Here is a 12,900-nt window from a genome sequence, read left to right on the forward strand (position 1 = left end):
CCCCCCTGCACTGGCTCCCTCGCTACCCGGACCCGATCCAGAACGGGGTCGAATGGGTCCTGATCGGCGGTCCGGGCGCGGCCCGGCTGCCGGCGGAGCTGCCGCTCGGAGACCTCAGTCCGTTTCCGGGCGGGGGCATCAGCGCGGTCGACCTGGGCTCCGGGCCGCGCTGGGACCGCGACGCCGCCGACCACCGCTTCCTGACGCCGCGCAGTGGTGGAAATCTGCGCGGAAAGCCACCGGTCGTTTCGGTGGGCGCGGAGCTCGCGCCCGGGCTGGGCTTCGAGGGAGAGCTCCTCCTGGCGCGGCGGGCCGCCCTGCGGCTCGCGGAAAGGCTCGGAGCCCGACGAGGATCGGCATGACAGACGCGGGGGCATTTGGTACAAGCCCCCCGGCGCTAACGAGGACCGAACCATGGCATTTTCCTGCGATCTCTGCGGCAAGCGACCCTCGACCGGCAACACCGTGAGCCACGCGAACAACAAGTCGCGCCGGCGCTTCCTGCCCAATCTGAAGCGCGTGCGCGCGAACGTCTCCGGCCGGGTGCGGAAGCTGCGCGTCTGCACTCAGTGCATCCGCTCGGGGAAGGTCACCAAGGTCGCCTGAGGGCACGTGCCCGAGCCGGCCGAGCGCAAACCGAACTTGATCCTGCGGCTGCTCGGCTACGCGCGTCCGTACGCGTGGCTGGTCGCGATCGTGATCGTCTTCTCGCTGCTCTATGGCGGCGGTCTGACCGGTCGCGCGTTCATCATGAAGGGCGTGGTCGACGACGTCGCGCTCGAGGACGTGCGCGTCCACTCGCTCGAGGATCTGCTCGACAAGGCCAGACCGGACGACAGCGACCGCAAGAAGCTCCGTGAGGAGCGCCGCGATCTGAAGGACAGGGTGCGCAAGAACCTGAAGCGCTCGGTTCTGGCCGCCGTGCTGCTGATCCTGGTCATGCCGGTAGTGCGGCTGATTCGCGACTTCACCTCCGAGTGGGTGATGACGCGGGTGCTGGTCGACATGCAGCACGAGATCGTGTCCAAGCTGTTGCGGCTGCCGCTTACCCGCCACCAGCGGGATCCGCGCGGCGAGGCGATCACGCGACTCACGAGCGACGCCGCCATCGCCAACCGGCTGCAGGCGATGATCTACGGCGACTTCCTCGAGGATCTGGGGGTGGTGGTCGCCGCGCTCACGGCCTCGGCGATCCTGTCGTGGCAGCTGACCCTGGCCCTGCTCGTGATCGGACCGCCGATCGCGATCGTCCTCTCCGTCTTCGGCACCCGCATCCGCAAGGCGGGCCGGCGCAGGCAGGAGCAGGTCTCGGAGGTCATGCGGCGCTTCGTGCAGATCCTGTCGGGGATCAAGGTGATCAAAGCCTTCGGAGCGGAGAAGCTCGAGAGCGACGCGTTCAGAACCGAGGTGATGAAGTACTTCCGGCGCGCGGTGGCCGTGATCCGCAACCGCGTGTACTCGCGAGCGTTCGTCGAGTTCTTCTCTCAAGGGGTGATGATCGCCGTCGTGCTGCTGGGCGTCTGGGCGGTGATCGGCGACTTCTGGGGACTCACGCTGGGCACCCTGATGGCGTTCTCGTTCGTCTCGGGAAGTCTGTACCGGCCGCTGAAGGCGCTGGCCCAGATCTGGAATGGGATCCACGACGCGTTGCCGTCCGCGGAGCGCATCTTCGAACTGCTCGACGCGGACGAGGAGCTCGCTGACGAATCGGGCGCCGAGGCCATCTCGCGCCTGACGCGCGGTATCGTGTTCCGCAGGGTCGTGTTCCACTACGGGCGCGAAGAAGTGCTGCGCGGCTTGGACCTCGAGATTCCGGCCGGTCAGACACTCGCGCTGGTCGGCCCCACCGGAGCGGGAAAGACCACGATCGCCGACCTGGTGCTGCGCTTCTACGATCCCGAGTCCGGGAGCATCGAGTTCGACGGCGTCGACGCCAGGAGGATCACGCGCTCGTCGCTGCGTGAGATGTGCGCGGTGGTGACGCAGGAGCCGTTCCTGTTCGACACGACCATCCTCGAGAACATCCGCTACGGGCGACCCGAGGCGAGCCTGGCGGAGGTCGTCGAGGCGGCGCGGGCCGCCAACGCGCACGACTTCGTGGAAAACCTTCCGCAGGGCTACGAGACCACGGTGGGCGAGCTCGGCGGACAGCTCTCCGGCGGGCAGCGGCAGCGCATCACGATCGCGCGCGCGATCGTGCGCGACCCGCAGATCCTGATCCTCGACGAGCCGACCTCCGCGCTCGACGCGAAGTCCGAACAGGTCGTCCAGGAGGCGATCGGGAACCTGATGAAGGGCCGCACGGTGATCGTGATCGCCCACCGTCTGGCGACGGTGCAGTCGGCCGACAGGATCGCGGTGCTGGAGAACGGCCGGATCAGCACGACCGGAACTCACGAGGAGCTCGCCGCGCGAAGCGGGCTCTACCAGGAGCTGGTGAAGCTCCAGTTCAGCGAGGGTGGGAACCCGAGTCAGTGACTCGCGTCAGGCGAGCTCGCGGGCGCGTCGGCGCCCGTACTCGACCCAGGCCGCGAGCGAGAGCGCGCCGACGCTGAACCAGGTGATCGCGTAGCCGCGGTGATCGACCGGACTCACCGGGCGAGCCATCTCTCCGATCGGAAAGCCTCCCGACTCGTTCTCCACCGACTGCACCATCGCTCCGACGAGAGCGTACGGGATCTGGGAGTTCAGCTTCGCGACCAGGCTCGGACGATCCGGGCTGAAGCGCGGAAAGTAGGTCCGACGCGGCTCGCGCGACCCGGGCACGGCCTCGCGAAGCGCCAGTGGCAGCAATAGCCCCCGGACGGTCACGACCTCGCTCTCGCCGCTCGGCGGCGGCATGAAGCGCGGCGTCTCCGCCTGCGGAATCCAGCCGCGGTCGACCAAGAGCCGCGGAGCGTCGGCCGCCGCGCCCTCTCTACGCAGCGGCGTGAACACGCGCGCGCCGAGCGCGTGCCCGCGTTCGACGGGTCCGACCAGAATGGTGTCGGCGAGTTCGAAGCGGCCGCGGACCTCGGTGCGCCGGAACGCGAAATCGTCCGGATTCGCTTCCGCCTCGGCGAGCTCGACCGCCGGGAGCGCGATCCGCGCGCTCTTCTCGGCGAGGTCGGCCGTGCGCCAGAGATGCCGGCGAACCTGCCAGGTGCCGAGCGAGCAGAACGCGAGCACGCAGACCATCGTGAGGATCGTGAGACCGCGCGCGGGGCGAAAGCCGGTCATCGCTCAGGTCCCCGCGGGAGTCGCATCGGCGAGCGCGGCGATCTCGTCGCGCATCTGCGCCGCGGTCTGCTCCAGACCCAACCAGCGCCTGGCGATCCGTCCGCGCGCGTCGACGAGGAAGGTGGCGATCGCGTGATCGATGTTCCCGTCGGGAGCGCGGAGCGTGCCGACGCCCCAGCTCCGGACGACCTCCGAGACCTCTGCCTCCGGTCCGGTCAGGAACGACCAGCCGGACAGATCCGCGCCGCGCGCGCGCGCGTAGGCTGTGAGCGCCTCCGGGGAGTCGTTTGCGGGGTCGAGCGAGATCGAGACGAAGTGGACTCGTTCGCGAATTCCCGGCGACAGGAGTCGCTGCAGCTCGACGTGACGAGACGTCAGGATCGGGCAAGGTCCGCCGCAGCGCGTGAAGATGAAATCGACCAACAGGTTCTCACCAGCGAGATCGCCGAGCGAGACGCGCTTGCCCTCGTGGTCGATCAGCGAGAATCCCGGCGCCGGGTCGCGCTCGCGCCGCATCGAGGCCAGTGACGGCGCTCTCGAGGCACCGCTTCGCGAGCCCGCGCTCCGGACCGCGACGATCCGATAGCTCTGCTCCGTGACCTCGAGATCAAACTCGATGTGCTGTCCCGGCGAGAGCTTCGCGAGCACCGCTGGATCGGGAACGTCGAATCGCATCGTCATCGCCGACATCAGGCCTGGGATCTCGTCGTGCTCGATCACGGCCTGGCCATTCACCACGTCCACCTCGTGCACGACGCCGTGTCCCGCGTAGACGCGGCTCCCCGAGCAGCCCTGAAGCAGGGCGAGCAGCGCGCAGGCGAGAAGCGCGCGATGGGTCAATGCCCCTCGGCGTCTGCGAGCTGCCGCGCGCGTCTGCGCAGCCAGAGTGCGAATCCACCGACGAGCCCGAGCGGAAGGGCGATCATGAAGGCAGTGGCGCCGAGGTACGCGATCTGCACGCCCTCGTCCTGCGCCGCTATGCAGAGCGGACAAGCGGCAGCCGATAGCGGCACCGGCCACGCGAGTGCGAAAGCGAACAGCGCCGCCTCGATCCGGCTCCTCATGCCAGGTAGACCCTCCAGTACAGGACCGGCCAGACACCCACGACGAAGTACCAGAAGATCTCGGCCGCGGCCAGCGTCGGCCGCGAGAGATCGCCGCGACGCATCCGCAGCCAGACCCAGCCCAGGACTCCGAGCGCGACGACCGCGTGCAGAGCGTGCATTCCGACGATCAGATAGAAGAAGCTGCCCAGCGCGCTCGAGCGGAGCGTGAGTCCCTGCGCGAGGAGCTGCGCCCACTCGCGTCCCTGCAGCAGCACGAAGCCCGCGCCGAGTGCGAGCGCTCCGAGCAAGAGGCGCTGCGACTGCCTGGCGCGCGCCGCGTGCCGGCGACCGGCCAGGAACAGCAGCGCGCCGCTGGCGAAGAGCAACACGGAGTTGAACGCGGTCTCGCTGGCCGGGAGGCGCGGCTGGTCCAGCGGCGGCCAGATCACCGCGGACCCGCGCATGATCGCGAACGCCGAGATGAAGCCCGCGAAGAACATGATCTCGGTGAGCACGAAGATCGAGACTGCCAGCACCGAGCTCGGCAGCAGCTGGACCCGGGTCGTCGGTCGTGGAGGTTCGCTCCGGCTCAGGGGGATGGGCGCGGCCAAAGAGCAGTACTCCTAGTGGGCTTCCTCGGAGCCGTGCCCGGCGTCGGCTGGGGCCGATGAACCGGCGGTGCCCGCAACCCAGTCCGGCTTGCTCCAGTGGTGGCCGTGCGACTCCATCACGTCGGCGGCGGTGCCCGCGAACAGGAGCAGCATGAAGAGCACCATGGTCAGGACCATGTAGGTCACCAGCTTCGGCGCGACATCGATGTGCATGAAGTTCTTGACCACCAGGTACGCCTTCACGATCGCGATCCCGAAGGCCGTGATCAGAGTGACGACCTTGATCCCGAGCATCGGCCCGGCCACGCTCACGACCAGCAGCGCGAGCAGGATCGCCCAGATCCTCACGTAGTTCGGATGATGCGTGTGCTCGGCGTGCGATGCGTGACCGGCCATCGAAGTGCTCCTACTTCGCGATGTAGAGCAGCGGGAAAAGGAAGATCCAGACGATGTCGACGAAGTGCCAATACAGTCCGATCAGCTCGACCCTCTGCAGCTCGAGATTGCGACGCGCGGTGTTCGCGACGAAGCCCATGATGACCACGCCCGCGATCACGTGCGCCGCGTGGATGCCCGCCGCGGTGTAGTAGAACGACCAGAACGTGTTCGACGCGATCGTGAAGCCGTGCTGGATCTCACTGGTCCACTCGAACGCCTTCACGGTGATGAAGATCAGCCCGCCGCCCATGGTGTACTGCAGCAGACGTGCGGCCTTCGGGCCGTCGCCCGCGTCCGCCGCCTGATGCGCGAGCACCGCCGACAGGCTCGAGGTCAGGAGCACGAACGTGTTGAACGCGCCGATCCACGTGTTGGTGTGCGCAGCCTGCTCCGCGAACGCGTCGTGCGCCAGCCGGTACATGACGTACGAGGCGAGCAGGCCACCGAAGATCACGATCTCCGACGCGATGATCCACCACACTGCCAGACGGCCCGTCGGCATCCCGGCGCTGCTGCGACCCGTCGCGATCGGTCGGCTTGCAGTAGTCAATGTCCCCTCCCCGCCCCTAGCTCGGCACGTTCTGCGGCCAGAAGTCGTCTTTGCGATCGGGAACGCTGTACTCGTACGGGCCGCGGTACACCGTCGGGAGCTCCGGCCAGTTCCCGTGCGGCGGCGGCGAGTCCGTCGTCCACTCCAAGGTGTTGGCGAGCCACGGATTCTTCTCGGCCTTCCGCCCCCAGACCAGACTCGTCAGGAAGTTGTAGAGGAAGACGAGCTGGAATCCGAGCATGACGATCAGCGAGATCGTCGCGAACTGCCGCATGCCGTCCATCATCGGCGTCGTGAGCTCGGGGAAGTTCGAGTAGTCGAAGATGCGCCGGTGATCGCCGAGGACACCCGTGATGAAGAGCGGGATGAAGAGTTCATTGAAGCCGAAGAACGTGCCCCAGAAGTGGATCTTCCCGAGCGTCTCGTTCATGTGCCTTCCAAACATCTTCGGGAACCAGAAGGTGATCCCGGCGAATGCCCCGATGATGGCGATCGGGAAGAACGTGTAGTGGAAGTGCGCGAGCACGAAGTAGGTGTCGTGCAGGTAGATGTCCGCGCCGCTCGCGCCGAGGAAGATCCCCGTCACGCCTCCGATCAGGAACGTGAAGATGAAGCCCAGCGCCCAGAGCATGGGTGTGGCGAGCGTGATCGATCCGCCGTAGAGCGTGGCGATGTAGACGAACATCATCTCCGCGACGGGGATCGAGATGATCAGCGTGGTCACCGTGAAGATGTTCGCCATCCGCGGATCGATCCCCGCCACGAACTGGTGGTGGGCCCAGACCAGGAACGAGAGGATTCCCGTCGCGATCGCCGTGTTCACGACCGTCATGTAGGCAAACAGCTTCTTGCGCGAGAAGACCGTGATGATCTCGGCCGTGATTCCGGTTGCGGGCAGAAGCACGACGTAGACTTCGGGGTGCCCGAAGAACCAGAACAGGTGCTGCCAGAGGATCGGGTCGCCGCCGCGGTTGGGATCGAAGAACGCGGTGCCGAGCTGCTGGTCGAAGAGCATCATGATCGCGCCCGCGACCAGCGGGCCGACCGACGCCATGAACACGACGGTCGCGATCACGATCATCCAGACCACGATCGGGATGTCCTGGTAGCGCATGCCGGGCGCCCGAGCGTTCATGGCCGTCGTGACGAAGTTGATGCCGCCGAGCAGGAACGCAACGAATTCGAGCGCGATCGCGACCAGGAACACGCTCGACCCGGTCCCCGTCAGGCTGTATTCGTCCTTCGACATCAGCGGCGGGTACATCGTCCAGGCGCCGGCGGAGCCGCCACCGTCGACGAAGAACGAGACGAAGAGCACGACCGCCGACAACAGGAAGATCTGATACGAGAGCCGGTTGATCTTCGGGAAGACCATGTCGTCGGCGCCGATCATCAGCGGGATCAGGTAGTTCCCGAACGCCGCGATCAGCACCGGCATCGCCACCCAGAAGATCATGATCGCGCCGTGGTTGGTGACGAGCATGTTGTAGTCGGCGGGCGTGACGAGGCCCCAGCCGGGCACGTTCATGCCGGGAAATGCCATCTGCATGCGGAACACGTACGAGAAGAAGCCGCCCACGATGGCGAGCGCCATTCCGGTGAACATGTACTGGAAGCAGATGATCTTGTGATCGGTCGAGAGCAGGTACTTCCGGACCCAGGACTCCGGCGCGTGATGGACGGCCACCGTTACTCTCCTGCGCCCGACGGGCCGTGAGATGCGATCCAGGCGACGTGAGCCTCGGGTGTCTCGATCACGATGCGGCCGGGCATCAGGCCGTGACCGAAGCCGCAGATCTCGGCGCACTGGATGTCGTGCTCGCCGGTCGCGATCGGCTTGAACCAGCCGGTCACCACGCGGCCCGGAATCGCGTCCTGCTTCAGCCGAAAGACCGGCACCGAGAAGCTGTGGATCACGTCGCGCGACTCGAGCTTGAACTCGTAGGTCTTGCCGACCTGCAGATGCAAGTCATCGACGGTGCGGATGTCGTCCGGCGTGTCGAGTCGCCCGTCCGCGCCCGCGTGCACGAAGCTCCAGGCCCACTGCTGCGCGACGATCCGCACTGTCTCGTCGGTGGGCGGCATGTCCTGCTTGACGATGTACCAGACCCGGATCGCGGCCACGAGGATCACCACGTCGCAGAGCAGCACCAGGTAGTGCGGGTAGCTGATCCACTTCTTCTCGTGGGCGAGCTCGCCGCTGATGTACTGCGCGCGCACCCCGTCGCGCTTCCGGTAGCGCACGACCAGCCAGAGGAAGACAGCCTGCACCAGCACGAACCAGAACACGATCACGATGTAGAAGATCAGGTCGAAGATGAAATCGACGTTCGCAGCGTAGCTCGAGATCGCGGGAACCCATTTCTCGATCATGCTCGCCTCATTGCCTCAGGATCACGAAGATGAAGGCCGCCGCGACCCAGACGATGATTCCGATTCCGGTTTGCACGAAGAGCCGCTTCGCCATGACGTCCGGTGGATAGGCCTTTCCCATGGCTACTCCGCTCCTCCGCTCGGGGCCGGTCCGGGCAGCGTCGCGATGTGCGCGAGCACGTCCTTGATCGCCTGCTCGTCGGCCAGAAGCATCGACATTCCCCGCATCGCCGCGCCCCCGACGTCGCGGGCATCGCTACCGCGGATGCCCTGCTGGTAATTCCGGATCTGCGTGAGTTGGTACCAGTCGCTCATATGACTCAGCGACGGCCCGCCGACCGCCTCGACCCCGTCGCCGTTCTGTCCATGACAGCCCGCGCAGGTCGCGTACAGAGCGGCGCCGCGCGCCGGATCGCCCCCGACCAGGATCGGTTCGGGACGGACCAGCGGAAGCGACGCGACGTAGATGGCCACCGACGAGACGTCGGCGTCGGTCTTGAGCCACTTCGCCATCGGCCGCATTCGCATTCCGCCGATGTCGTCGAAGTGCCTGGCGCGCACGCCGTCCTTGAAGTTGTGCAGCTGCTTCTCGAGATACCAGCGGCCCTGACCGGCGATCGAGGGCGCGAGGTAGAGCGCGTTTCCGGCACCCTCCGCGCCGTGACAGCGCGCGCAGAGCGAATACAGCTCGCGCCCGCGCTCGGCGTCCTGCGCATTCGCGGAGGCCGAAAGAAGCGTCCCGACGATCGCCAGGATCACGAGGCCCGGCCGGCGCATCATCCTACCCTCCCCCCCGGTTCCCCCACGGTCTCTCCCCCTGCGCCCGCGATGCCCGGCACCCGAGGGAATCGCAGCCGCTGTGTACCCGGTACGTCCACGTAGGTCAAGCGCGCGAGCGGTATGACCATGGCACTGGCGGATGAAAAAAGATTTTGCTTCAGCGCTCCCCACCGGTCTCGATCACGAGCCGGTAGTGCCGCTCCAGGCGCTCCGCCTGTAGAGCGATCGTGTGGTGCTCGAGGATACGCCTTCTCGCCGCCTTTCCGCGCGCCTGCCAGCGCGCCGGATCGCGCCAGAGATCGCAGTACGCGGCCGCGAGCGACTCCGGCGTCTCGTCGCAGAGCGCTCCCGTCTCGCCGTTCGAAACCGTCTCGGCCAGGATCCCGCGCCGACTCGCGATCGTCGGAATCTCCATGGACATGGTCTCGAGCACGGCGCGACAGGAGCCGTCCGATCCCGGCACGAGGAAGACCAGCGCGTCCATCAGCGCCAGCGTGTCCAGGTAGTCGTCGCTGCGGTACCCGGCCCGGACCACCGCGGACCCGAGACCGAGCTTCGCGACCGGCTCCTCGAGCACCTCGCGCGCGCGTGTGCCGCGTCCCACCACGAGAAGCCTGAGGCCGGGCGCCTGCCCTAGCGCCCGCGCGAGGGCATTCAGGATCAGCTCGACCTGACGGTGCGGCTGAAGCCTGGCCACGACGCCGATCACGCGCTGATCCGGTCCGAGACCGAGCTCGCGGCGCAGCGACTCCGGCGCAGCGCGAGGGGCGAAGCGACTCGCATCGACGACGCCGGGAACGACGCCCACGCGCTCGCGCGGACCTCCGAGGCGCGCCCGCGCCGACTCCGCCAGGCGCTCGGAGAGCACGGTCAGGCCGTCGCAACCGCGCGGCCCGTAGAGCCAGCGATTCCAGAACCCGCTAGGAAGCGGATCGCCGTGACTCCAGCTCGAGACGACGCGTGCGCGAGTTCCTCTCGCGGCGAGCCGCGCCAGAAGGTGCCCGCGCGCGTGCTGCGCGTGCACGATCTCGTGATCTCGCGCGCGCAGGAACGCCCGCAGCCGCCGCACCTCCGCTCCGTCGCGAAGCGGAACGAATCCCTGCTGTCGGACCAGAACGTGAGCGGGCTCGACCCCGCGCTCGCCGGCCCGCTCCAGCAGCGCTCCCGCGTGCCCCGCGGGCGGTTCGGGAAAGGCGGCATCGACCACGTGTCCACGCGCGCGCAGGCCGACGACGGCGTGGACGAGCGGCTCGGCCGGACCGGTCCACTTCCAGTCGCTGGTGAGCTGGAGGATCCTCATGACTTCGGGAACCGCTCCCGCTCCCAGAGCTTCGCGTACTTCATGAACACGTAGTACGCGCCGGCGATCGAGACGATGAAGCCCGGAATGCCGCGGCGGAAGCCCTGCCGCAGCAGATAGCTCTTGAGGAAGCGAGCCGGCGGCCGCAGCAGCAGATCGCGCAGGCGGAAGCGCTTGCCGGACTCGGCGAGCGAGCGCGCCATACGCGAGCTGAAGCTGTCCATCGTGCGGATGTGGTCGGAGAGATTCCGGTAGTTCCAGTGCAGAAGCCGGCCCGAGAGCCTCTGGACCGGCCCGTCGACCTCGACGCGGTCGTGCGGATCGAGACCGCCCCAGCGGCCGCGCGAGCGGCGGAAGACGCGCAGCTGCCAATCCGGGTACCACTCGCCGCGGTCGTGCCACAGACCGAGGTACCAGGTCACCCGATCGAGCGCGTAGCCGCCGACGCTGCCATCGTCGCGGGCCAACGCGCTGCGGATGCTCGCCGCGAGCTCCGGCGAGATCGCCTCGTCGGCGTCGATGCAGACCACCCAATCGTGGCTGGCCCGGTCGAGCGCGAAGTTCTTCTGCTTCACGTAGCCGAGGAACGGCTGCTCGATCACTTTGTCGGTGTACTTCCGCGCGATCTCCCGCGTGCCGTCGCCAGAGCCCGAGTCCACGACCACGATCTCGTCGCAGAACGAGAGCGATTCGAGACAGCGCTCGATCCGGTCGGCCTCGTTCAGGCAGATCACCGTTGCCGAGATCGGCGGCAGCTTCGCGTCGGCGTCGCTCATCCGCGCACCCTCTCGACCGTGAGCACGCCGCGGATCTTCGAGATCTGACGCAGCACGCCCTCGAGGTGCTTGCGATCGCGGACCGAGAGCTCGAAGAGCTGGATCGCGCGGCGGTCGTCGCTGGTGCTGATCTGCGCGCTGCCGATGTTCACGCCCTCGGCGGAGATCTTGTTCGAGACCGCGGCGAGCAGGCCGGGGCGATCTTCGGAGACGATCCGCACCTTCACCAGGCGCATCTCTCCCGGCGCGCTCTCCCAGGTGACCGGCACGCGCCGCTCGGGATCGAGATGGAAGATCTTGGTGCAGTCGGCGGCGTGGACCGTGACTCCCCGGCCGCGCGTGATGAAGCCCTCGACGGAATCGCCCGGAACCGGCGCGCAGCACTTCGCGAAGCGCACCAGCACGTTCTCCATCCCGGAGACCCGCACGTTTCCGGTGCTGCGCCCGACCGAGAGCACGCGGCGCAGGAGCGACGGCTTCGGCTCCGGCTCGTCCTCTGGCGCGCCCGAGAGCTGGCGCGCGACCGCGCGGGCGTCGAGCTTCCCGTAGGCGATCGCCTGGAGCAGCCCGTCGAGGTCTCGCACGCCGAGCCCGCGCGCAGCGGTCTTGAGCTCGCCGGCCTTCACCAGCTTTTCGAAGGCCAGGCCGCGCTTGTGCAGCTCGCGCTGGAGCAGGTCGCGACCGAGGTCGCGCGGGGGCTCGACCTGCTCCGCCTTCAGCACGTGCCGGATCCGGCTTCGCGCGCGCCCGGTGACGACGAAGTCGAGCCACTCCTGGCGCGGCCGCTGGTGCGGCGACGTGATGATCTCGACGGTGTCGCCGTTCGCGAGCTTGTGGCGCAGCGCGACGAGCTGGCCGTTGACCTTCGCGCCCTGGCAGCGATTGCCGACCTCGGAGTGCACGGCATAGGCGAAGTCGATCGGCGTCGCGCCCGCGGGGAGCGCCTGGACGTCTCCCTGCGGCGTGAAGACGTAGACCTCGTCGGAGAACAGGTCGATGCGGACCGTCTCGAGGAACTCGTTGGGGTCTTTCAGCTGCTGCTGCCATTCCAGAAGCTGGCGCAGCCAGGCGAACTGCTGCTCGTCGCCCGCGCTGGTCGAGCCGGCGCCCTTGTACTTCCAGTGCGCCGCGATCCCGAGCTCCGCGACGCGGTGCATCTCCTGGGTTCGGATCTGCACCTCCATGCGCTCGCCGAACGGGCCGATCACCGTCGTGTGTATGGACTGGTAGCCGTTGGGCTTGGGCATGGCGATGTAGTCCTTGAACCGCCCCTGTACCGGCTTCCACAGCCCGTGCACGAGCCCCAGGCCCTCGTAGCAGGTCGACGGCGTTCCATCGACGATCACGCGGAACGCGATCAGATCGTAGATCTGATCGATCGAGAGGTTCTGCTCGCGCATCTTCTTGAACAGGCTGTAGACCTCTTTCAGCCTGCCGGTGACCTCACAGCGCAGACCGCGCTTGGCGAGCTCCGTATGCAGCCGGCTCTTCACGTCCTCGATGTAGCGGTCGCGCTCCTCCTTGGTGCCGGCGATCTTCTCCTCGATCTGTGCGCAGAGCTCGGGGTTGAGCACGCGGAACGCGCGATCCTCGAGCTCCTCCTTCATCCAGTAGATGCCGAGCCGGTGCGCGAGCGGCGCGTAGATCTCCAGCGTCTCCTGCGCGATCCGGCGCCGCGAGGCCTCCTTCATGTACTCGAGCGTGCGGATGTTGTGCAGGCGATCGGCGAGCTTGATCAGGATGATGCGGATGTCCTTCGACATCGCGAGCAGCATCTTCCGGAAGTTCTCGGCCTGGGCCTCTTCGC

Annotated in this window: 14 protein-coding genes; 2 read left to right on the forward strand and 12 right to left on the reverse strand. The window is 67.4% G+C overall.

Annotated elements, in window-relative coordinates; translation table 11 throughout:
* Positions 1-414 precede the first annotated feature (414 nt).
* Positions 415-606: a 50S ribosomal protein L28 gene (rpmB, locus tag FJ108_15935; protein MBM4337375.1), complete on the forward strand. Its 192-nt coding sequence runs from the start codon at positions 415-417 to the stop codon at positions 604-606.
* Between the two features lie 6 nt (positions 607-612).
* A complete protein-coding gene (locus FJ108_15940; GenBank protein ID MBM4337376.1) occupies positions 613-2,478 on the forward strand; it encodes an ABC transporter ATP-binding protein in 1,866 nt (621 codons plus the stop codon).
* Positions 2,479-2,484: 6 nt separating this feature from the next.
* Here the strand turns inward: FJ108_15940 and FJ108_15945 are convergent, their stop codons facing one another.
* The 12 genes from FJ108_15945 to FJ108_16000 all read right to left on the reverse strand — a co-directional run.
* A complete protein-coding gene (locus FJ108_15945) occupies positions 2,485-3,219 on the reverse strand; it encodes an SURF1 family protein (protein ID MBM4337377.1) in 735 nt (244 codons plus the stop codon).
* A 3-nt stretch (positions 3,220-3,222) separates the two neighbouring features.
* A complete protein-coding gene (locus FJ108_15950; GenBank protein ID MBM4337378.1) occupies positions 3,223-4,059 on the reverse strand; it encodes a hypothetical protein in 837 nt (278 codons plus the stop codon).
* Complete coding sequence (locus tag FJ108_15955; GenBank protein MBM4337379.1) at positions 4,056-4,283, reverse strand: efflux RND transporter permease subunit; 228 nt, start codon at positions 4,281-4,283, stop codon at positions 4,056-4,058. The genes FJ108_15950 and FJ108_15955 overlap by 4 nt, the downstream gene beginning before the upstream one ends.
* Positions 4,280-4,801, reverse strand: a complete 522-nt coding sequence (locus FJ108_15960; GenBank protein ID MBM4337380.1) for a hypothetical protein — start codon at positions 4,799-4,801, stop codon at positions 4,280-4,282. The genes FJ108_15955 and FJ108_15960 overlap by 4 nt, the downstream gene beginning before the upstream one ends.
* 87 nt (positions 4,802-4,888) lie before the next feature.
* Positions 4,889-5,272 carry a caa(3)-type oxidase subunit IV gene (locus FJ108_15965; protein ID MBM4337381.1) on the reverse strand — a complete coding sequence of 128 codons (384 nt, stop codon included), beginning with the start codon at positions 5,270-5,272 and terminating at the stop codon, positions 4,889-4,891.
* Positions 5,273-5,282: 10 nt separating this feature from the next.
* Positions 5,283-5,816 carry a cytochrome oxidase subunit III gene (locus FJ108_15970; GenBank protein MBM4337382.1) on the reverse strand — a complete coding sequence of 178 codons (534 nt, stop codon included), beginning with the start codon at positions 5,814-5,816 and terminating at the stop codon, positions 5,283-5,285.
* 64 nt (positions 5,817-5,880) lie between these two features.
* Positions 5,881-7,470 carry a cytochrome c oxidase subunit I gene (locus FJ108_15975; GenBank protein ID MBM4337383.1) on the reverse strand — a complete coding sequence of 530 codons (1,590 nt, stop codon included), beginning with the start codon at positions 7,468-7,470 and terminating at the stop codon, positions 5,881-5,883.
* 83 nt (positions 7,471-7,553) lie between these two features.
* Entirely contained in the window at positions 7,554-8,237 is a 684-nt protein-coding gene (locus FJ108_15980) for a cytochrome c oxidase subunit II (GenBank protein MBM4337384.1), read from the reverse strand.
* A 123-nt stretch (positions 8,238-8,360) separates the two neighbouring features.
* Positions 8,361-9,017 carry a c-type cytochrome gene (locus FJ108_15985; protein MBM4337385.1) on the reverse strand — a complete coding sequence of 219 codons (657 nt, stop codon included), beginning with the start codon at positions 9,015-9,017 and terminating at the stop codon, positions 8,361-8,363.
* 157 nt (positions 9,018-9,174) lie between these two features.
* Complete coding sequence (locus FJ108_15990) at positions 9,175-10,317, reverse strand: glycosyltransferase family 4 protein (GenBank protein MBM4337386.1); 1,143 nt, start codon at positions 10,315-10,317, stop codon at positions 9,175-9,177.
* Positions 10,314-11,093, reverse strand: coding sequence for a glycosyltransferase family 2 protein (locus FJ108_15995; GenBank protein ID MBM4337387.1), 780 nt, complete (start codon positions 11,091-11,093; stop codon positions 10,314-10,316). The genes FJ108_15990 and FJ108_15995 overlap by 4 nt, the downstream gene beginning before the upstream one ends.
* Positions 11,090-12,900: bifunctional (p)ppGpp synthetase/guanosine-3',5'-bis(diphosphate) 3'-pyrophosphohydrolase (locus FJ108_16000; GenBank protein ID MBM4337388.1), on the reverse strand; the 1,811-nt coding region annotated here is incomplete at its 5' end. The genes FJ108_16000 and FJ108_15995, both read right to left, overlap by 4 nt.

Source organism: Deltaproteobacteria bacterium (assembly GCA_016875225.1).
GTDB lineage: Bacteria > Myxococcota_A > UBA9160 > SZUA-336 > SZUA-336 > VGRW01.